Origin of the sequence: Fischerella thermalis PCC 7521, from assembly GCF_000317225.1 — a bacterium.
In the GTDB taxonomy this organism is placed as follows: Bacteria; Cyanobacteriota; Cyanobacteriia; order Cyanobacteriales; family Nostocaceae; genus Fischerella; species Fischerella thermalis.
In genome coordinates this window covers 180,432-201,427 of record NZ_AJLL01000005.1, presented here as the reverse complement: position 1 = coordinate 201,427, position 20,996 = coordinate 180,432, and the positions used below count along the sequence as shown (strand labels likewise).

The 20,996-nt window shown below is 42.0% G+C and carries 16 protein-coding genes; 9 read left to right on the top strand and 7 right to left on the bottom strand.

Going from position 1 to position 20,996, the window contains the following annotated elements:
• The first annotated feature begins 45 nt into the window (after positions 1 to 45).
• Positions 46 to 1,776: an urease subunit alpha gene (gene ureC / locus UYK_RS0100980; RefSeq protein WP_026086316.1), complete on the top strand. Its 1,731-nt coding sequence runs from the start codon at positions 46 to 48 to the stop codon at positions 1,774 to 1,776.
• Positions 1,777 to 2,169: 393 nt separating this feature from the next.
• Here the strand turns inward: ureC and UYK_RS23915 are convergent, their stop codons facing one another.
• From UYK_RS23915 to UYK_RS0100955, 5 genes are all read right to left on the bottom strand, one after another.
• A complete protein-coding gene (locus UYK_RS23915) occupies positions 2,170 to 2,844 on the bottom strand; it encodes a PLP-dependent aminotransferase family protein (protein WP_016870740.1) in 675 nt (224 codons plus the stop codon).
• Positions 2,845 to 2,958: 114 nt separating this feature from the next.
• A complete protein-coding gene (locus tag UYK_RS0100970) occupies positions 2,959 to 3,147 on the bottom strand; it encodes a hypothetical protein (protein ID WP_016870739.1) in 189 nt (62 codons plus the stop codon).
• 92 nt (positions 3,148 to 3,239) lie between these two features.
• On the bottom strand, positions 3,240 to 6,152 hold the full coding sequence (uvrA, locus tag UYK_RS0100965) for an excinuclease ABC subunit UvrA (RefSeq protein ID WP_016870738.1): 2,913 nt from the start codon (positions 6,150 to 6,152) through the stop codon (positions 3,240 to 3,242).
• A 192-nt stretch (positions 6,153 to 6,344) separates the two neighbouring features.
• Positions 6,345 to 6,842, bottom strand: a complete 498-nt coding sequence (locus UYK_RS0100960) for a DUF2267 domain-containing protein (protein ID WP_071588095.1) — start codon at positions 6,840 to 6,842, stop codon at positions 6,345 to 6,347.
• A 268-nt stretch (positions 6,843 to 7,110) separates the two neighbouring features.
• The gene (locus tag UYK_RS0100955) at positions 7,111 to 7,635 is read right to left on the bottom strand and encodes an Hsp20/alpha crystallin family protein (RefSeq protein ID WP_016870732.1); all 525 of its coding nucleotides are present in this window, start codon (positions 7,633 to 7,635) and stop codon (positions 7,111 to 7,113) included.
• A gap of 439 nt (positions 7,636 to 8,074) precedes the next feature.
• Here UYK_RS0100955 and UYK_RS25855 point away from each other — a divergent pair, with 439 nt between their 5' ends.
• The 3 genes from UYK_RS25855 to dnaK all read left to right on the top strand — a co-directional run bounded on the left by UYK_RS25855 (position 8,075) and on the right by dnaK (position 11,036).
• On the top strand, positions 8,075 to 8,212 hold the full coding sequence (locus UYK_RS25855) for a hypothetical protein (RefSeq protein ID WP_157221800.1): 138 nt from the start codon (positions 8,075 to 8,077) through the stop codon (positions 8,210 to 8,212).
• A gap of 138 nt (positions 8,213 to 8,350) precedes the next feature.
• Positions 8,351 to 8,788, top strand: a complete 438-nt coding sequence (locus tag UYK_RS0100950) for an Hsp20/alpha crystallin family protein (RefSeq protein ID WP_009455221.1) — start codon at positions 8,351 to 8,353, stop codon at positions 8,786 to 8,788.
• A 373-nt stretch (positions 8,789 to 9,161) separates the two neighbouring features.
• Complete coding sequence (gene dnaK, locus UYK_RS0100945) at positions 9,162 to 11,036, top strand: molecular chaperone DnaK (RefSeq protein WP_009455220.1); 1,875 nt, start codon at positions 9,162 to 9,164, stop codon at positions 11,034 to 11,036.
• A gap of 432 nt (positions 11,037 to 11,468) precedes the next feature.
• On the opposite strand, the gene UYK_RS0100935 is transcribed toward dnaK, so the two are convergent.
• A complete protein-coding gene (locus tag UYK_RS0100935) occupies positions 11,469 to 13,085 on the bottom strand; it encodes a hypothetical protein (RefSeq protein ID WP_009455218.1) in 1,617 nt (538 codons plus the stop codon).
• A gap of 496 nt (positions 13,086 to 13,581) precedes the next feature.
• Here UYK_RS0100935 and UYK_RS0100930 point away from each other — a divergent pair, with 496 nt between their 5' ends.
• From UYK_RS0100930 to UYK_RS0100920, 3 genes are all read left to right on the top strand, one after another.
• A complete protein-coding gene (locus UYK_RS0100930) occupies positions 13,582 to 14,523 on the top strand; it encodes an N-acetylmuramoyl-L-alanine amidase (protein WP_009455217.1) in 942 nt (313 codons plus the stop codon).
• A gap of 75 nt (positions 14,524 to 14,598) precedes the next feature.
• Entirely contained in the window at positions 14,599 to 15,678 is a 1,080-nt protein-coding gene (locus UYK_RS0100925; protein ID WP_009455216.1) for a peptidoglycan-binding domain-containing protein, read from the top strand.
• A gap of 450 nt (positions 15,679 to 16,128) precedes the next feature.
• Positions 16,129 to 18,228: a CHAT domain-containing protein gene (locus UYK_RS0100920; RefSeq protein ID WP_009455214.1), complete on the top strand. Its 2,100-nt coding sequence runs from the start codon at positions 16,129 to 16,131 to the stop codon at positions 18,226 to 18,228.
• Between the two features lie 506 nt (positions 18,229 to 18,734).
• Here UYK_RS0100920 and UYK_RS27045 read toward each other — a convergent pair.
• Entirely contained in the window at positions 18,735 to 18,872 is a 138-nt protein-coding gene (locus tag UYK_RS27045; RefSeq protein ID WP_157221799.1) for a hypothetical protein, read from the bottom strand.
• 74 nt (positions 18,873 to 18,946) lie between these two features.
• Between UYK_RS27045 and UYK_RS0100910 the strand changes: the two genes are divergently transcribed.
• Both UYK_RS0100910 and pstC read left to right on the top strand, forming a co-directional pair.
• On the top strand, positions 18,947 to 19,978 hold the full coding sequence (locus UYK_RS0100910; RefSeq protein WP_040468958.1) for a PstS family phosphate ABC transporter substrate-binding protein: 1,032 nt from the start codon (positions 18,947 to 18,949) through the stop codon (positions 19,976 to 19,978).
• A gap of 91 nt (positions 19,979 to 20,069) precedes the next feature.
• Positions 20,070 to 20,996, top strand: a complete 927-nt coding sequence (gene pstC, locus UYK_RS0100905) for a phosphate ABC transporter permease subunit PstC (protein WP_009455211.1) — start codon at positions 20,070 to 20,072, stop codon at positions 20,994 to 20,996.

The window sequence follows — 20,996 nt, the reverse complement described above, 5'->3', positions numbered from 1 at the left end:
AACCTTCCGCGTTCCTGTGCGTTTCCAAATTTTCCAGGAGTAAACATGAGTTACAGAATGGATCGCCGCGCTTATGCGGAAACCTATGGCCCCACAGTAGGCGATCGCATCCGCCTAGCTGATACAGAATTGTTTATCGAAGTCGAGCAAGACTTCACCACCTACGGTGATGAAGTTAAATTCGGTGGTGGTAAAGTCATTCGTGATGGAATGGGACAATCACCCATCTCCAACGCTGATGGTGCTGTAGACATGGTGATTACCAACGCTTTGATTCTCGATTGGTGGGGTATTGTCAAAGCAGACATTGGCATTAAAGATGGCAAAATATTCAAAATTGGTAAAGCTGGCAATCCCTACATTCAAGACAATATAGATATTATTATCGGCCCTGGGACAGAAGCCGTCGCTGGTGAAGGCATGATTCTGACTGCTGGAGGAATTGACGCCCATATTCATTTTATTTGTCCCCAACAAATCGAAGTGGCGATCGCTTCCGGTATTACTACAATGATTGGTGGCGGTACTGGGCCAGCTACTGGCACAAATGCTACTACCTGCACACCAGGTCCTTGGAATATTTACCGAATGCTACAAGCTGCCGATGCCTTCCCCGTGAACTTGGGATTTTTAGGCAAAGGTAACACTAGTCAACCACAAGGACTTGTAGAACAAATTTTAGCTGGTGCAATGGGGCTAAAACTCCATGAAGATTGGGGAACAACCCCAGCAACAATTGATACTTGCCTCAGTGTTGCCGATGATTATGACGTACAGGTAGCAATTCACACCGACACCCTCAACGAAGCAGGATTTGTAGAAGATACGATCGCTGCTTTTAAAAATCGTGTCATCCATACCTACCACACCGAAGGCGCAGGCGGTGGACATGCACCGGACATTATCAAAGTCTGCGGTGAGGCGAATGTCCTACCATCCTCCACCAACCCCACCCGTCCTTACACTGTTAACACCCTTGATGAACACTTGGATATGTTGATGGTTTGCCATCACCTCGATCCAGGAATTGCCGAGGATGTGGCATTTGCTGAGTCCCGTATCCGTCGGGAAACGATTGCTGCGGAAGACATTTTGCATGATTTGGGTGCGTTTAGCATGATTTCTTCTGACTCCCAAGCAATGGGCAGAGTAGGGGAGGTCATAATTCGTACTTGGCAGACTGCACATAAAATGAAAGTGCAACGCGGATTTTTGCCCCCCCCTTACCAAGGGGGGGAAACAGGGGGGGTTCAGAATGATAACTTCAGAGCAAAACGTTATGTTGCAAAATATACTATTAATCCAGCAATTACCCACGGTATTGCTCAGTATGTGGGTTCAGTGGAAGAGGGTAAACTTGCAGATTTGTGTTTGTGGCGTCCGGCATTTTTTGGTGTGAAACCAGAGATAGTCATTAAAGGTGGAATGATTGCATGGTCGCAAATGGGAGATGCTAACGCCAGCATTCCTACACCCCAACCTGTGCATATGCGTCCAATGTTTGGCAGTTTTGCAGGTGCGCGTCATGCAACATCGTTGACTTTTATTTCCCAAGCAGCCTTAGAAAGGGAAATCCCTAATCAATTAGGCTTAAATAAGCAAGCAGTTGCAGTTTCCGGGATACGCCAGTTAACTAAACAGGATATGAAGCTGAATGATGCATTACCGCGTATGGAAGTAGACGCAGAAACCTATGAAGTTAGGGCTGATGGAGAGTTGTTGACTTGTGAACCAGCAACGGTTTTGCCAATGGCGCAGCGTTATTTTTTGTTTTGATCGGATATTAACTTTCAAGAAATACATTCCCTATATCCCGGTGTGAGAATAAATTCTCAACGCTGATAGCACAATTCCGTTTAAACGGACTCAAAGACTTTCCTAGTCAGATTTATCTGACTTTTGCTATAAGCCAAGAAATTTATTTCTTGGTGGCACAAAAAGTTGGTGCAAGATATGAATTAACCTCAGTTCTGGTTAAGAAGATTTTGCTGTTGAACTTAAGCACCAGTTCTAAAAAATCGAACCACAGAGGCACAGATATCACAGAGGAATGAGAGTTTGAGAGGTATTTTGCGTAAGTCTTAGGAGTTTCAGTCAACGATAGAATCATGGTTTGGGGTTATCCCGAACTCAGGTAAAATTTAAGAATTTTGTAAATCAAGTTGGAATTTACAAGCAAGAGGTTGAGAAACAAGAAAGTTTATTCTTAACTAATAAATTGTCTATAAACTGGTCAATTTTTTGGGTAGAAATGTGCTGCATAACGACGATGTGAGCAATATTTCCCTGTGTGGCTAATTGCCACTTGCGACACAACTCGATAGCAGGTTTGTCAAAAACAACTGTGGTTGAAAAGTCATTAAGTAAAGGATGGTAATCTAGTTCTAGGAGGCGATCGCGTAAATAGCGCGCATTTTGCAAGCAGTTAGCAACCTCCTTATGGAAGTGCTGACTTCTCGTCTGGATAGCATACCACAAAAATAAAGCAGCGAGTCCGCTACGTGAACCTAAAATAGTCATATCTTTACTGCCAATATATTCAACACTTGTCTCAATTTTTTTGACATAGGGTTGACGGGTGAGAACAATTCCGTAAGTGACCGGAGAACCGATAAACTTGTGGCCGCTAACAGAAATACTTCCAATCGGATAGTCGCGAAAACTAATGTAGACGCGCAACGGCTTGTCAACAGACATCGCCCAATCATAGAGAATCACCAACAAGCGATCGCACCAAAACAAATCAAACAGTCTGCTGAAGCAGACTTTAGCTATGAGACTGCGATTTGAATCGCAGGCGGGTTTTTGAACATTTGTGATGCTCCCTTCCAAGCCGGATCGCACAATTGTAGAGAATCACCAATAAGCGATGTCTGACGACAAGCCACTCACTGCATGTCTACCTAATATTTCTTTCCCCCTTGTCCCTACCTATTTATTGCGGCTGATACTCTCTAATCAAATCCAGCGCATTTTGGTACAACTGTGTGTTTCCTTGTTGTAGAAACAGGTCAGCAGCTTTCTGCAAATCAGCGATCGCTCCTTGCTTGTCTGCCCTCGGTTGTAGTAGGCTTGGGCTAAGTAGGGATTAATTTTGAGGGCAGAGTTGTAATCAGCTAAAATGTGTGGAAATATAGCGTTTTGCATTTAATTAGAATACACCTCACCCTTGCCCCTCTCTTGACGGGGTGAGGTTTTTCATTCTTTATTGGTGTACATAGTTCATGACGGCTACTTATCTAATTTGTCAAAACCATTGGTGGATACTGCTGCAACACCTGCTTTAAATACTTTCCAGTATACGATTTAGGATTTTCTGCAACTTCTTCTGGTGTACCCTTAGCTATGACTTCTCCGCCTTTATCGCCACCTTCTGGTCCCAAATCAATCACCCAATCAGCACAACGAATCACATCTAAGTTGTGCTCAATCACCAAAATCGAATTACCTTTATCTACTAATCTCTGCAACACATCCAATAACTTATGCACATCATAAAAAGATAAACCTGTGGTTGGTTCATCAATTAAATAAAGAGTTTTACCTGTGGCGCGGCGTGATAATTCCGTGGCTAACTTGACTCGCTGTGCTTCCCCACCAGATAAAGTTGTTGCAGGTTGTCCCAATTGAATGTAACCCAAGCCAACATCTACTAAAGTTTGCAAACGATTCACAGCTTTGGGAATATTTTGGAAAAACTCCAAAGCTTCCTCAACAGTCATATGCAAAACATCAGCAATCGATTTGTCTTTGTATTTAACTTGCAATGTTTCGCGGTTGTATCTTGCACCTTTGCAGACTTCACACTGCACATATACATCCGGCAAAAAATTCATCTCAATAACATTCACACCTTGTCCGCTACAAGCTTCGCAACGTCCGCCTTTGACATTGAAAGAAAATTGTCCCGGTTTATAACCTCTAGCTTTCGCTTCAATAGTGGCTGAAAAGGTATCTCGAATGACATCAAAAATACCTGTGTAAGTCGCTGGGTTTGAACGAGGAGTCCTACCAATAGGTGATTGATCAATGACGATCGCTTTATCAATTGCATTCAATCCCTTAATTCCATCAATTTCTTTCGGGAAAGGAACTTTACGCAAAAGGTGATGTTGCAATGCTGGGTAAAGTAATTCATTAATTAAAGTAGACTTCCCAGAACCAGAAACACCAGTCACAGCAACAAGTTTACCCAGTGGTATCTCCACATCTATATTTTTCAGGTTATTACGACGGGCATTTTTGATCACTAAACTTACCCCATTCCCTTCTCTTCTCTTCCCAGGAGTTTGAATCACTCGCCTTCCCGACAAATAAGCGCCCGTCAGGGAATTTTCCGCCTCTAATAACGCCTGTAAATTACCTTCAGCAACAATATTACCGCCGTGAATACCTGCACCTGGCCCAATATCAACAATATGGTCAGCAGCCCGAATCGTTTCCTCGTCATGCTCCACTACAATTAACGTATTTCCCAAATCGCGCAACTTAGTTAAAGTCCGCAATAACCTTCCATTATCCCGTTGATGCAAACCTATACTCGGTTCATCTAAAACATATAACACCCCAGTCAACCCAGAACCAATCTGAGTCGCCAAACGAATACGCTGCGCCTCCCCACCCGAAAGCGTCATCGCCGGACGATCTAAAGTTAAATAATCCAACCCCACATCCAACAAAAACTGTAACCTGGCACGAATTTCGCGCAACACCAAATCAGCAATCTGCATTTGGCGATCGCTCAACTTTAATTGATCAACTCTTTCCCGACACTCGCGAATCGACACCCCCGTCAAATCCAACACTCGGTACTGCCCTAACCGTACCGCCAAAGCTTCCGGCTTCAAACGCTTTCCCTCACACACCGGACAGACTTGATCAATCAAATACTGTTCCAATTTTTGCTTAATTAACTCCGTACCTCCCTCATATTGCCTCTGCAATATCGGAATCACCCCTCTAAAGTCTTTCCTTGGCGTCCTTGGCGTCTTGGCGGTTTCTTCTCCATGTAAAATAATCTGCCGCTGTTCCTCCGTCAACTTCTGCCACTGTGTCTGTAACTCAAACCCGTAAGCTTGCCCCAAACCATACAATAACTCCAAATAATAAGAATTATCCTTTTCCGACCAAGGGGCGATCGCAGCATACACAGGTGCTTCCGGATCAGGAACAACCAACTCCGGTGAAAATGTTCTTAAACTGCCGATACCATGACAATGAGGACAAGCACCATAGGGCGAATTAAACGAGAACAAACGCGGCGATAATTCCTCCATCACCGCACCGTGTTCTGGACAGGCAAAGTTTTCGGAAAAGACTAATTCTTGGTCGTTTGTTGTTTGTTGATCGTTGGTAGTTGATTGGGCGTCGGAAGAAGGAGTAAAAAGGATTACCGCTATTCCTTCCGACAGTTTTAAACACGTAGATAGGGAATCGACCAAACGCTCTTGAATACCGTCTTTTTTCACCAAGCGGTCGATTACTACTTCTATAGTGTGTGTAAAATTTTTATCTAACTCAATGGCATCAGAAAGTTCTCGCACTTCCCCATCAATACGCACACGCACAAAACCTTGAGAAGCGAGACTAGATAACAGCTTTTTATGAGTGCCTTTTTTACCCCGGACTACAGGCGCGAGAATTTGAAAGCGGGTGCGATCGCTCAACTCCATAATTCGATCTACCATCTCATCAATGGTTTGAGGCGCAATACAGCGATCGCAAATCGGACAATGGGGTTCTCCAGCCCGTCCAAATAATAACCGCAGATAATCGTAAATCTCCGTCACCGTTCCCACTGTCGAACGGGGGTTATGGGAAGTGGACTTTTGATCAATTGAAATCGCCGGACTCAACCCTTCTATTGACTCCACGTCTGGTTTGTCCATCTGACCTAAAAATTGCCTAGCGTAGGCGCTGAGAGATTCTACATAGCGGCGCTGTCCTTCAGCAAAGATGGTATCGAATGCTAAAGAAGACTTGCCAGAACCAGAAACACCTGTGAAGACAATTAGGCGATCGCGTGGTAATTCTAAATCAATATTTTTCAGGTTATGCTGCCTAGCACCCCGAATTCTAATCTGATTCAGGCTGGTGGAGTTGGGGTGGGAAGGGTGTCCATTTAAGGATGCAGCAAACTGAGTTTCTGACATATCAACAGGCTAATGAATATGGGGCAGCACGAAACAGTCCTTAATAATACTAGCGTTGACTTGCACATAATAGAACAATAGTACTGTTTCATTCATGGGAAATCGAGGGATTGGGGAGTGTGGGGAGTGAAGATGTTCTCCCTTGTCCCCCGTGTCCCCCCGTGTCCCTAATCCCTTATCCCCGATCCCTAACTACGCCTGTTCCCAAAGTTCACGGACATGACCAGGAAGCCAGCTAGCAATTTCTTGAATGCACTTTTCGGAAAGCTCTTCTTTGGTAGCAGAAAATACTGCTTTGACAACGCGTTCTCGGTCAAGGGATGGTGGTAATCCTCCTTCGTTAGCAACTCGGAAGAGGAAGCGATCGCTATCAATTTTGAAGATACCAGGGCCTTGCCAAGGTGGACGTACCCGGCTCAAAAAGCCCACAATCGGATTAGTATCTCGCCAGAGTTCGGCTATTTCCAGCTTTTGGAGTTCTTTTTCTTCTGTGGTGTACGCTGGTTCATGTAATTCCGCTTCGACATGATCGGCGGTTTCTGTGGTCATTAAATCGCGCATAACACGAAATACAACTTCAGTCAAATCTCTAGCATCATAAGGATCAGCTAGCCCACCTCTGACCATGACTTTATCCAGAAACGATCTGTGTTCATCTGCGATCGCAATTGTACAGAAAATCTTAATTATGCAACGCCAAGTTTTTTAACACCAAGGCACAAAGTCACCAAGTATTGTCAAGCCTGTTGCTTGAGTCATTTCCTGGGATGACACCTGTCGTTCTGGACTTCTGAGATATTGCCCATCTAGGATATAAGTTTTATGAACTGCTTATGTTTTCAGTGTGTCTGTTCCACTCGCTTTACACCAGTAAAGATCAAGGCGTTAGATGCTAAGTTAAGTAAATATATGGGGTGAAAAGGCTCCTCAGGGTTAGGGAGGAGCCTTCAGGGTTTACTTAGCTGCTGTGATTATTTCCGTTCGGGACCGTTTCGCTGGCGGCTTCCAGGGTAGCGGTAGAGGCTGAACCTGACAACTCGCCTAAGTTCACCTTCACAACCCGGCGACGTTCTTGTTCAGTTTTAAGTAGGGTTAGGGTAAGAATACCATCGTGATACTCAGCGCGTACGCGATCAGGTTCGATCGCAACAGGTAAGGCAATCAGCCGGCGGAATTTACCATAGGCAAATTCTGAGCGGAGCCACTGACTGTCTTCAGATTGCTGTGGATAAGGATGCTCACCCTCAATCAGTACGGCATCTCGCGTCGCTTGGATATTAAGATGGTTGCGATCGATACCAGGAAGTTGGACACGCAACACCAGGTTATCAGAGGTATCCATTAACTCAATGGCAGGATACCAGCTAACTTCACGCTCTGTAGATGTACCCGTAACCTCGTCAAAAATTTGATCAAGCTGACGACGCAGGGATTCCATTCGCTCAAACGGTTGCCAATTCAGATCAAAAGGTTGCCAACGCATTATTCTCATAAGGTTAGCCTCCTCTTTAATCAATTTTTAAGGTCTGTAGAGTTTATATATTTCAATATAGATTGAGCAGCACAAGGCATCTAACTTCTATCTTGGAATGCAGACTAGATTCTTGTTGTAGCTGCTCTACTCAATATAGATAGCAAACAATTTTGAAACTCTGAGTTTGCTTGAAGTAGTGTTTCCCGAACGGAGGATATGGCGGTTCTCCCACCCAATAGCTTCGAGGAATTTTGTAATTAATTAAGGTGTCGCGAGCGATTCTTCAGTATTTTGGGTTCAGAGTTCACAGCACAAACCCTGTTGCACAAAGAGATTTTGGAAGGCGAGGAGTTGCGAGCGCGCCTTGATCAGGCACAGCCGTAGGGATGCTTTTTCCCAGCGCTTATATCTGGATCTTTTTGTGGTGTCTCAAGCTGAATGTTAAATTTTGGCTAATTTACATTTTTACATTGTGCTTTACGGTGGAGCGATCGCATCCTCTTTCCTGCCGACATCACGCCAAGCTGCAAGTAAAGGCGATCGTCTTGTTCAAGAATTTACTCCCTCACGACCACAGCCGTCTTAAACGGTTTTGTTCGGAAGGATGAATCAAGTTTTTCGAGAGAACCGAACCCACAATTTTTGGCTCACTTATTAATGTGAAATTAGATAGACCAAATTAAATAAATTACATAATTGAACAGCAAAATCGGAGGTAAATCCTATGTCTCTAATTCGTTGGCAACCATTCCAAGAAATTGAAAATTTACAACAAGATATGAACCGTTTATTTGATCGCTTAATGACAAGAGACGGTGAAAGAATCGGTACAAACTTTATTCCCGCAGCAGAAATGCAAGAAACATCAGATGCGATTCATTTAAAACTGGAAATTCCAGGAATGGACGCCAAGGATATTGATGTACAAGTTTCTGCTGAAGCAGTTTCAATTAGCGGAGAACGCAAAGAAGAAACTAAAACTGAAGAAAAAGGAATGACTCGTACCGAATTTCGTTACGGTAAATTCCAGCGAGTGATTCCTCTGCCTGCACGAGTTGAAAATACCAATGTGAAAGCAGAGTATAAGAACGGTATTCTGCAACTCACACTTCCAAAAGCAGAAGAAGAGAAAAATAAAGTCGTGAAAGTGAATATTGTCTGACCCTTGCTAAAGCGAAAGGTTTAAAGGGATCGAAAAATACTTTACCCTTTAACCTTTCCCCAACTCTTGCAAAATAGTTCACAATGAGGGATCAAGATTTTTTCCCCTACACTTTATAGATCCTCACGGGCAATTGTCCACAACTAGGGGATGAAAATTTAACGAACACAGTGCAAGGCGATGCACACAGATGGATTATGGGTTGGCTGTTAAGTTAATCCCCGATCCCCCATCCCTGATCCCCGTTCCCTATTTTCAAGACAGGTCTTATGGAATGGATTGATGGGTTAATGGGAGTACCATCAACTTATCTCCCAACTACTGTTTTTACCTATTCGACTTGATCTTGAACTCAGATGAAAGGAGGAGTTCAATGGCAAAAGTTGTTGGAATCGATTTAGGAACTACAAATTCCTGCGTTGCTGTGATGGAAGGCGGACAACCCGTTGTTATTGCCAACGCAGAAGGCAGCCGTACCACTCCGTCAGTGGTTGCCTACACTAAAACGGGCGACAAATTGGTTGGACAAATTGCCAAACGCCAAGCAGTGATGAATCCTGAAAATACTTTTTATTCAGTGAAGCGATTCATCGGACGCAAATACGACGAAATTACCGGCGAGGCTAAACAAGTTTCCTATAAGGTTCTGCGTGATAGTAATGGCAATGTCAAGCTAGATTGTCCCATCCAAAACAAACAATTTGCACCAGAAGAAATTTCGGCTCAGGTACTACGTAAACTGGTAGATGATGCCAGCACCTATTTGGGAGAACCCGTCAAACAGGCGGTGATTACAGTTCCGGCTTACTTCAATGACTCTCAACGGCAAGCTACCAAAGATGCCGGACGCATCGCAGGGATTGAAGTATTGCGGATTATCAACGAACCTACTGCCGCAGCTCTCGCCTACGGGTTAGACAAGAAAACAAACGAAACCATCTTGGTGTTTGACTTGGGTGGTGGTACATTTGATGTCTCGATTCTGGAAGTGGGTGATGGGGTGTTTGAGGTAAAATCCACCAGTGGTGATACCCATTTAGGTGGGGATGACTTCGACAAGAAAATTGTCGATTGGCTAGCAACGGAGTTTCAACGCAACGAAGGTGTAGATCTACGCAAAGATAAACAAGCTTTGCAGCGCCTCACGGAAGCTGCCGAAAAAGCCAAAATCGAACTTTCAGGAGCAACACAAACAAACATTAACCTGCCCTTTATTACGGCAACCCAACAAGGCCCCAAACACCTAGACATGACCCTCACACGGGCGCAGTTTGAGCAAATGTGTTCTGACCTGCTCGATCGCTGTCGGGTTCCCGTCAATCAGGCTCTGCGTGATGCTAAACTGACGGCTGCTGACATTGATGAAGTTGTATTGGTTGGTGGTTCGACGCGCATTCCTGCCGTACAGCAATTGGTACGGCAAATGACAGGTAAAGATCCGTGTCAAGGTGTGAACCCCGATGAAGTGGTTGCTGTCGGTGCAGCAATTCAGGCTGGAGTATTGGCAGGGGATGTGAAAGACATCTTGTTGTTGGATGTGACTCCTCTATCACTGGGTGTGGAAACCTTGGGCGGTGTGATGACCAAGATCATTCCCCGCAACACCACTATTCCAGTCAAAAAATCAGAAATCTTCTCCACCGCTGCCGATGGGCAAACCAATGTGGAAATCCACGTCCTGCAAGGAGAACGGGAAATGGCAGCCGACAACAAGAGTCTAGGCAACTTCCGGCTTGATGGCATTCCACCTGCACCTCGTGGGATTCCGCAAATTGAGGTGACATTTGATATTGATGCCAATGGTATTTTGTCGGTGTCGGCAAAAGAAAAAGCCACTGGCAAGCAACAATCCATCACGATTACTGGTGCATCCACACTAGATAAATCTGAAGTCGAACGGATGGTGAAGGAAGCCGAACGTAATGCCGAAGAAGACCGCAGACGGCGCGATCGCGTGGATACCAAAAACACGGCAGATTCTGTTGCCTACCAAGCTGAAAAACAACTCAAGGACTTGGGCGACAAAGTCCCTCCTGCCGACAAAATTCGTTTGGAAGGCTTGATTAAAGACCTGCGTGGGGCTATTGATCGTGAAAACTATGATCGCATGAAGTCTCTCACCAACGATATTCAACAAGCTTTGATGCAAATAGGTAGTGCTGTTTACTCCCAAGCAGGTAGTGCTTCCACCAGTGACAAAGGTGGCGGTGAAGATGTGATCGATGCCGACTTTGTAGAAAATAAATAAATAATATCAAGACCGAGCATCTCGTAGTAATTAGCCGAAGTTGATATAAATTGGCTCACCACAAAGGCACAAAGAACACGAAGCTTTGTGTCTTTGTGGTTCATGTTGATGAGTGAATTAATTTGATGATCATGCCAGGATTAGCCGGAATTGATAAGAGTTAAGTTGTATTAAGTTGTATAAAATTAGAAGCAATTCTATATGCTCCCTAAAAACCAGTAAAATCCCAACACAGGCATTAGCCTTATAAGCCAATGGAACTGGATGTACAAACAAAAAAGTGCATCAGGACTTTGAGAGCAGAACGCTTGTATGAGGGTATGAATATTTATGGTGTGACAGGTATCACACAAGCGCAGAAATCAACATGGTTAGAACTGGGCACAGTCGAAGAGAGATAAAAATCTTTATTGACTTCTAGTCCTGATTTTGCTAGTAATTCCTCTTTAACAGCTGACTGACAATATTAAATCTCTTATCCAGTTCGCCAATTATCTTGAGGATATCTGCAATGTTTCGTGGTGGCTGAGAAATTAGTGTATCTTCACTAACTAATCGCTGAAAATCAACTTTTACTTCTCCCCTACGTTCGGTTTGACCATCACTCTCGTAAAACTTCACACCTGCTGATTGCATAATCTTGATCACTTCCTGAGCAAGAATGCCGTAACCTATTGTGGTAGGATGAACTCCATCTAAAGAGAACAAACCGCCTTGAGTACGACCATTGGAGCCAGAGATGAAAAAGCGAGAGTCTGGAACAGGTGAGAGTGCTTGTAATGCTGGTGGTAGTTCGTAGGCTCCACCAACTTCTTCCCACCAAGAAGGTCTAGCAGTGTTATCTTCTAAATAACGGCGGAATGCTAACCTATCAAGTAACCCACAAGTTTCCAGTAAGTACCAATCTCTACCTTCACTTCTCGCTTGTCGCACTGCATCAGTAATATATTCATTGTACTGGTCAATAGCACTATCGATTGCTCTGACTTCTGCTTCAGTAAGATGTGGATGTTTCTTGGGATTAAAATCTGCATCTGCAATCCAAGGTAAAGTATAGTAAGGAAAGTAACGTGAACCCTGTGTAACTTTACCGCTTACTCCCTTAGCGAAGGGTACAATGGTAATATGAGGTACTGTACCAAAAATTACATGCCGAGCGCGAATTTTCTTGACTTCAGCCACTACCTGGTCTAGTTCTGCTTTGAAGTGAATTGGACGCCAGACAGTGTATTGATCGTTGACTTTCATGTCATCATAGCCAGTATCAGTCCATACAACATTAAATGTGAGAATACTGCCTAGAGCATTATTTGCACCAATAAAGACAATCAAAGTTTCAATTCCTTCTGTTTGTGCTGTTCCTTCAGCACCAAGTGCTGTGGCTGCTTGCAGTGGCGTGAGTGCTTTACCATTTGCATCTCTGGCTGAGTTCAAAACCCGGATAGTGGCCCGTTCATTATGATAAGCAACAGTCTGTTGCCAAAAATCATCTTGAGTTTTGTAATTATTAATGATGTCAATGCAAATATCTGCATTGCGTGAGAGAGTATTCCGCAAATCCCAACCGTAAACAGCTAAGTTGTGATTAATCTCGCGTTGATTTACTAGCAGTGAACCTTCGCCACGTTCCCAGTAATCTTCAGTTTTATCTAAGAATCTACGTAAAAATAGTAAAGCTGGCAAAAATTCTAAAAAGTTGACGTTGTCACCAAACTTTTGCTGGAGATTACGGGCCAGAGATTCTAAGTTTAATGGCAATCCATCACCTGGTGAATCATAGTTAGGATAACGCAACTGTTTCCAACCCATTTCCCTAGCGATAATTGCAGGATAGGATAGCCGTGTATTAAAAATTGCTCCACTTTGAAAACCATGTGTAATTGAATCACCAATAGTCACCAGCCGATGCTGAGGCGTTCCTTGTCTATTGACATGCACAGGAATACCCAAAGTTGGATCTGTAATTGGTTTTCGCGCTTCAGACCGCACTTGTACATCCGCAGGTATTTGATTGTTGCTCTGTAGTTGTGCAGTAGTAATATTAGTCATAATGTGCTTTTTTTAACCCTGTATTTAACATGCTCTCACAAAAATTCCTAACATAGTGCTGAGAAAATCTTATTTTTTGAGAGTGGGAAAAGTCATGTCTTACACCTAATTTTTTAATCGTCAAAAAATAATTTTCAAAGCTTTTAACTCAACTCTATAGAACTTACGCAGACTCTACGAATTCTTGGCGTCTTGGCGGTTGATAAATAAAGCTTTTTGACAACGTCACTGCTTTGATTCACATGAGTCATAAATAACAGCACGGCTGAAAGCCAGATGTACGACAACGTTTGTTGCGAATTTTTGAGCAAAAATCTTTCAAAATTTTCTTTGTTACAATGAACTGCTGGTAGGCAGTATCATTATATATAGTTATCTAGCGCATTATAATAGCCAAGATACTTAAATTTTGTTTGCTATATCGGCAATTAGTAATGAACCTATTCAAAATTAAATACTAGCAGAATTATTAAACAATTTATGAGAGGAGAAACAAATGAAATTTGGGATAGATATCGGGCATAATTGCCCACCTGATACTGGTGCAAGAGGAATTAAGATTGAGGATAATTTGACCTTAGATGTAGGCAACAGAGTTATATCTAAGCTAAGAGCTTTAGGGCATCAAGTTGTAGATTGTAAGCCAGACAGAGCCTCAACAGTAGGAGAGTCGCTGAGGAAAAGATGCGCGACAGCAAATGCTAGTGAAGTAGAACTTTTTGTATCCATTCATTTTAATGCCTTTAACCGCCAAGCAAATGGTACAGAAGTATTTGCAATTAGCGATACAGGTAGAAAATTTGCCAAACCAGTATTAGATGAAATTGTGAAATTAGGCTTTTTTAATCGCGGTGTGAAGAATGGTAGTCATCTATTTGTCCTTAAGAATACAAACATGGTTGCGATTTTAATAGAATGTTGCTTTATCGATTCGCAAAAAGACATGAATCTGTATAATCCAGAGGCAATGGCGAATGCGATCGTCAAAGGTTTAACTGGTAAATTACCTACCGCAGCTGTAACTCCCGTTGCCGATGAAGAAGACAATCCAGATACAACCATCCAGAGATTGCAAAAAGCTTTAAATCGACTTAAAATTACCGATAAAAATGGTAGGTCTCTGTTAGAAGATGGCATTAATGGTGCTACAACCAAATCGGCAATAGAAAAATTTCAAAGTATAACTGGTATTCAACAAACGGGAATTGCTGGAGACACTACCTGGAATGCAATTAATCAAATTTTAGCGAAACGAGTTATTAGAGTAAATCATGCAGGTGGTATAGTTGTCAGATACCTGCAATTCCGCTTGGGTGTGGAAATTGACGGCGTTTATGGACCACAAACAGAAGCAGCAATGAAGAGATTTCAGCAACAAAATGGTTTAACTGCTGATGGAATTGTTGGACCTATTACTTGGCAGAAATTAATTGGTTAATAGATGTCTTTTGTTGTTGGTTGTTTGTTGGTTGATGATTATTTCAACCGACAAACAACACTTGAGGAGAAATTTATGGCTTTTAACATCTCTGTACTGAAATTACCAGTTCTCAAAATTGGTTCTAATGGAATTTATGTGAGTGCGTGGCAAAGTTTTTTAAAAGAAGCTGAATATCCGATTCAAACTGTTGATGGTGACTTTGATAAAATCACTGACGAAGCTACTCGAATTTATCAACAAAGAAATGGCTTAGAAGCCGATGGAATTGTTGGTAACGGCACATATAGTAAAGCCATTACTCAAGGTTTTATCGCTAAAATTCCTAACCTTTCAGCTAGTACATTGCTGAATTATTTAGGTTTTAGTGAGACAGAAGTTAAGGATTTACAAAAGTGTTTAAATCAGGTAGCACAACTCAATCCTCCATTAACAGTAGATGGTGATTTTGGTAATACAAGTACCAAAGGATTAACTGAAGCATATAAAAAAAGAGATGTACGTCTACGTGGTGAATTAGAACAAGCTTTGAGTGATACCACTAAACAAAAACTGGGGACAAACTTTACCCAAGCAATGGATATATTTAATACCTATGCAAAAACACAAAGATTTCGGTTGAGTGGTTCCCATTGGGTTGATTATTTTCCCACAAGTAAGTTAATTGCTGATTTAGCTTCTCCTTTTCGTGAAAAAGTAGAAGCATTTCACAATGCATTGATTGATGCTGGCTGTCAGGTGATTGTTACTGCTACCCATCGTCCCAAAGAACGTGCTTACCTAATGCATTATTCGGCTAGAATCAATCGCCAAGAAATATCCCCCCAATATGTACCAGCAATGAATGGAGTTGATATTAATTGGGTGCATTATACCAATGCAGGCTCAATACAAGCTGCTAAAGAGATGGTAGTGGCTTATGGTGTAGGTGGTAATCCTGTATCTTTAAATTCTCGCCATATTCAAAGATTAGCAATTGACTGGAATGTAACCTGGGATGGCAAAATTAATATTAGGGATAGAAACGGCAGAATGGTTAGCGTTGGTGAACCTTGTAATGCTGCTTTGAATAAAATTTTATGGAAAGTGGGCGAATCTTACGGTGTATATAAACTGAGTAATGACCCTCCCCATTGGTCAGTGGATGGTTATTAAGTGCTTAGGCAAAATTAAATTCATTCGTAGAGACAGACAATAGGTAATAGGGAACAGCTTGAAAATATGTAATTAATTGTGTAATGGTAATTAAAAGTTGGGGAAAAGATTAAAGGCGTAGACTTAGATCTTGCACCTAGTTTTTCGTCCGCCAATAAATAAATTTCCAGAGTATTTAGCTCAAGTAAGCTCAAGTTCGGCTAATTGCTTACAGTATTATGCTTCGGTGTTGGTCATTAACCATTACCCTTTAACCTTTCCTCTTTACCTGAGTCTTGCAAAAGCGACTTTTGCAAGAGGTCTATTATTGCGTACTTGCTGGCTGTAATGGTAAAGTGCCATTGTGCAATACTGGGTAATGTTTTTGTGTGAATCCCATTGAGATTCCGAAAAATAAGGATATATAACTGAATAAATCATCAGCACTCCTATTAACTGGAGAGCTTACTAATGCTTTACCTTCTCCAACGTCTCGTCCTGATCATACTTTGCCTGACTTTCCTGGTTTCGTGTGATATCCTGGCTCCTCAGTCTCCGACAACAGATACATCAACACAACGTCGTACAAAAGAGGCTTTGCAGTTACAACAACAGGGACTGCAACAGTTCAATCAAGGTAAGTTAAGTCAAGCTTTAGCAACTTTTACACAGGCGTTAGATATTTTTAAAGCAACTGAGCAGCGTCAAGGCGAAATAACGACTCTCAAATATATCGCAGAGACTTACGAGAAATTACGCGATTACCCCAAAGCCTTAGATCATTATCAGCAAGCCTTGATTATTGCTAAAGAAACTGATAACAAGACTGAGGAAATGGAAATTTTCAGTCATATAGGTGTAATTTATTACAAAACTGGAGTTTATGGGAAAGCACAGGAGCTTTATCAACAAGCTTTGGTAATGGGTAAAGAAACCAATAACATGCAAGCCCAAGCAGAAATTCTGCACCAAATAGCTTCTCTTTTAGAAGCACAACAAAAGCCTGAGTTAGCGATCGCTTTTTACAAGCAAGCAATTAATGCTTTGGAGGGAATGGAACTAGATTCCCAACCATCGCCACCAAAACAAATTCAGCAGTTGTATACAAGCAGGTTAAAAAATACCTATCGCCATCTAGCTGATTTGTTACTCAAGCAAAACCGTATAGTGGAAGCACAAGTAGCTATTGACTCGCTCAAAGTCCAAGAACTAGATGGTTATCTGAATAATGTCCGAGACAAAGCCAAAACACCCCAGGGCGTAGAATATCTGCAACCAGAAAAGCAAGTTGTAGATAAATTTAACAATGAAATTTCTCTAGTAGTCAAACAGGGTAAAGAACTCAGTGAATTGCAAAAGATTCCCGAAAAAGACCGCACACCTCAACAAGAGACACGCAGACAAGAATTGGAAGCTGCTCAAAGAGAAACCTTAAAAGAATTCTTAGCATTTAGTGACAGTCCAGAAGTCATGGCTCATGTCCAAGAACTCAACCGGGCTACTGGTGGTGAAAATCTCAATCCTAAAATACTCAGACGCCTGCAAGACTTTATTAAGCAACTGGATATAAATGCGGTTTTGCTCTATCCCCTAATTCTAGAAGACCGCTTGGAGCTAGTGTTAGTTACCCCTTATACACCCCCAATCCGTCGTTCTGTGGTTGTGAAACGTCAAGAATTATACCGGGCAATTGAGGAATTCCGCAAAGCTTTAGAGAATCCACCAAACGATGCGAAAAAACCAGGACAGAAACTTTATAGTTGGTTAATTCAACCAATGGAACCTGCTCTGAAGGAAGCAAATACGAAAACCATTATATATGCACCAGATGGACAGTTACGCTACATACCCCTGGCAGCCCTTTATAATGGCCAAGAGTGGTTGGTACAAAATTATCGGGTAAATAATATTACTGCTCTTAGTCTCACCGATTTACAAGAACGTCCACGGAATTTGAAGATATTGGCAGGTGCTTTTACACGAGGGAATTACGATATTAAGGTTGGTAAGCGTACCTTTAAGTTGGGTGGACTACCTTTTGCGGCGAAGGAAGTAGAAAATGTCACCTCAGCGTTTCCTGGTTCAGCAAAGCTGATTAATTCAGAATTTACTAAACAAGAAACTGTAAAGGTGATGAGTAATTTCCCTATCCTTCATTTTGCCACCCATGCTGCTTTTGTTCCAGGTGCGCCGGATGAATCTTTTATTTTGTTTGGTGACGGTGATGTAGCTAGTTTTCGGGATTTACGATTTTGGAATCTTTCTAACACTGATTTAGTAGTATTGAGCGCCTGCGAAACTGGGTTAGGAGGACACTTAGGTGATGGTATAGAGATTTTGGGATTTGGCTATGTTATGCAAGAGGCGGGTGCAAAAGCTGCGATCGCTTCTTTATGGCAAGTTTCTGATGACGGTACACAAGCACTGATGAATGCTTTCTACGCCGCACTCCAACAAGATAAACTCAGCAAAGTTGCAGCTTTACAAAAAGCCCAATTATCACTACTCAATGGCATTTACGACCATCCCTACTACTGGGCAGGATTTATTTTAATTGGGAATGGGATGTGATTGGTTAGTAGTTAGTAGTGGGCGTAGCTTTCGTTGTCACTCAATGCAACCTAACTACTATTTTCTTAACTAAATATAGCAATTCCAAATCATTTGTGAGAAGTGAGATCCCCGACTTCGCAAGAGTTGTTGGGGATCTGGGGTTCCGTATTTTCTCACAACTCAATTAGGATTGCTATATGGGATTCCTATTTGGTTTTTGAAAAAAATTCCTTCTTTCCTCTTGCCTATTTTCTATTTCCTCTTGCCTGCCTCCGCAAGTAAATTCATTCATCAAATCAGATTACTATATTTGCTTTTATAAATTCAAAAAATAAATTCTATTTATAGCCACATATTAACTTGATTTTTTCTAAATAAAGATATTTTGAAGATAAAAATTTAACTATTTTTTATCGATTAATTAATTAATTCATAAACTGTTCTTAACTGCAAAGAATGTAGTTTTATTTACAGGTCTAGATTTCAACACAAATCTGTCGTTTTATTGCCAGGATGTTTAAATTTTATGTCACTGATTTAAGCAGTGTAACTACTTCTTCAGTAATGACAGATGCTGTTGTATTTGGACTATTTTGTTGCAGCGATCGCCCAAGCCGTAACTCAAGAGCAGTAGATAAAACCAAGCAAATCAAAATTCCCACTACTTTTGAGTGTCGGTTAGTTACAAAAACTCAACTTTTAAAAATCATTAGTTTAGCGTCACGGAGTAAACTTTATGGTGGTCAAGGGAATAAGATTAGGGCTTAACCGCTTCACTTTGATGATTTCATTAGCACTATCCACAGCAACTTTTGCTGTGTCAATGCCTTCAGTTCTGTCTCAAGGTACAAACAGAATCACCATCGATGGTTCTAGCACAGTCTATCCAATTACTGAAGCCGTTGCAGAAGACTTTCAAAAAAACACAGGAGGTAGAGTAAAAGTCACAGTTGGTGTTTCTGGAACTGGAGGCGGTTTTAAAAAGTTCTGTTCTGGTCAAACTGACATTTCTAATGCTTCCCGACCCATCCTTGCTAAAGAAATGCAAGCTTGTAATAGTGCTGGTATTAAGTATATTGAACTGCCAGTTGCTTACGATGCTTTAACAGTAGTTGTCAACCCTGCAAACACTTGGGCAAAAAGCTTAACTGTGGCTGAATTGAAAAAAATCTGGGAACCAGCAGCCCAAGGCAAAATTAAAAATTGGAATCAAGTCCGCCAAGGATTTCCCAATGCTCCCCTCAAGCTTTATGGTCCAGGACCAGATTCTGGTACATTTGACTACTTCACCGAAGCCATTGTTGGTAAATCCAAGGCTAGCCGTACCGACTACACTCCCAGCGAGGACGACAACGTACTAGTTCAAGGGGTAAGCCGTGACAAAAATGCCCTTGGCTACTTTGGCTATGCCTATTATGTTCCAAACAAGAATCGTTTGAAGGCGGTGGCAATTAATAACGGTAAGGCTACAGTAGCACCTTCTGAACAAGCAGTGTTGAACGGAAGTTACCAACCTTTATCCCGCCCTATCTTCATTTACGTCAACGCAAAGTCAGCACAGCGTAAAGAAGTCAAGGATTTCGTGAATTTTTACCTCAAAAACGGTGCTAAATACGCAAAAGAAGTAAGATACATACCTTTACCATCCTCAGCTTACAATTTAGCACTCAGCCATTTTCAAAAACCCAAACTGGGAACAGTCTTTGCTGGTAAAGAAGCTGTAGGATTGCGGATTGAACAACTTCTACAGCGGGAAGCACAACAATAAAAAATTTTGCCGTGAGTTAAATATCTAAAAATATATAGAGACGCGATAAATCGCGTCTCTACAAGCAGTTAAATGCAAAATATTGTTTTCCATGCAGCAGCAAACTGAAACGCTAAAAAATGTTTCTATATCCCCAAAGTTAGTAAGGGATTTGCGAGAACGGGTGATAGAGTTCCTGTTATTTCTTGCAGCTTTTTCTTCAGTAGCCACAACTATTGCCATTATTGTTCTGTTGGTATACGAATCTGTAGAATTCTTTGGCAAAGTTTCTCTTAAGGAATTTCTCACAGATACTCAATGGTCGCCTTTGTTTGCTGACGCCCACTACGGGATTTTGCCCCTAGTTTCTGGAACTTTGGTAACAACCACCATTGCTTTGTTAGTATCAGTACCAATGGGCACAATCACGGCGATGTATCTCAGTGAATTTGCTAATCCCAGACTGCGAGAGGTGGTTAAGCCTTTTTTAGAATTGTTAGCAGGTATTCCGACAGTAGTTTACGGCTATTTTGCGCTTTTATTCGTTACCCCACTTTTGCAAACAGTTCTACCTGACTTACCTGGGTTTAATATGTTGAGCGCCGGATTGGTCATGGGTATAATGATTCTGCCTTTAGTTAGTTCTATTAGTGAAGACGCAATGCGGTCAGTTCCTCTGCACATACGAGAAGGTTCCTATGCGATGGGGGCAACACGCTTGCAAACAGCTTGGCGAGTAGTATATCCATCTGCCATTTCTGGAATATTTGCAGCCTATATTTTAGGTATATCTCGTGCGGTTGGGGAAACAATGATCGTTGCGATCGCCGCGGGACTCCAACCAAATTTAACCTGGAACCCAATGGATGAAGCAGCCACAATCACCGCTTACATTGTGCAGGTTAGCTTAGGAGACTTACCATATGGTAGCCTTGAGTATCAAACAATATTCGCCGCCGGACTGACTTTAGTGTTGATGACACTAGTTTTCAATATCATTGGATACTTTCTGAGCAAACGCTATCGGGAAATTTACTAG

Coding starts and splice junctions, on each gene's coding strand:
- ureC (WP_026086316.1), top strand. CDS start 46: ATGAGTTACAGAATGGATCGCCGCGCTTATGCGGAAACCTATGGCCCC.
- UYK_RS0100970 (WP_016870739.1), bottom strand. CDS start 3,147: ATGCAAAACGCTATATTTCCACACATTTTAGCTGATTACAACTCTGCC.
- uvrA (WP_016870738.1), bottom strand. CDS start 6,152: ATGTCAGAAACTCAGTTTGCTGCATCCTTAAATGGACACCCTTCCCAC.
- UYK_RS0100955 (WP_016870732.1), bottom strand. CDS start 7,635: ATGCGTTGGCAACCTTTTGATCTGAATTGGCAACCGTTTGAGCGAATG.
- UYK_RS0100950 (WP_009455221.1), top strand. CDS start 8,351: ATGTCTCTAATTCGTTGGCAACCATTCCAAGAAATTGAAAATTTACAA.
- dnaK (WP_009455220.1), top strand. CDS start 9,162: ATGGCAAAAGTTGTTGGAATCGATTTAGGAACTACAAATTCCTGCGTT.
- UYK_RS0100935 (WP_009455218.1), bottom strand. CDS start 13,085: ATGACTAATATTACTACTGCACAACTACAGAGCAACAATCAAATACCT.
- UYK_RS0100930 (WP_009455217.1), top strand. CDS start 13,582: ATGAAATTTGGGATAGATATCGGGCATAATTGCCCACCTGATACTGGT.
- UYK_RS0100925 (WP_009455216.1), top strand. CDS start 14,599: ATGGCTTTTAACATCTCTGTACTGAAATTACCAGTTCTCAAAATTGGT.
- UYK_RS0100920 (WP_009455214.1), top strand. CDS start 16,129: ATGCTTTACCTTCTCCAACGTCTCGTCCTGATCATACTTTGCCTGACT.
- UYK_RS0100910 (WP_040468958.1), top strand. CDS start 18,947: ATGGTGGTCAAGGGAATAAGATTAGGGCTTAACCGCTTCACTTTGATG.
- pstC (WP_009455211.1), top strand. CDS start 20,070: ATGCAGCAGCAAACTGAAACGCTAAAAAATGTTTCTATATCCCCAAAG.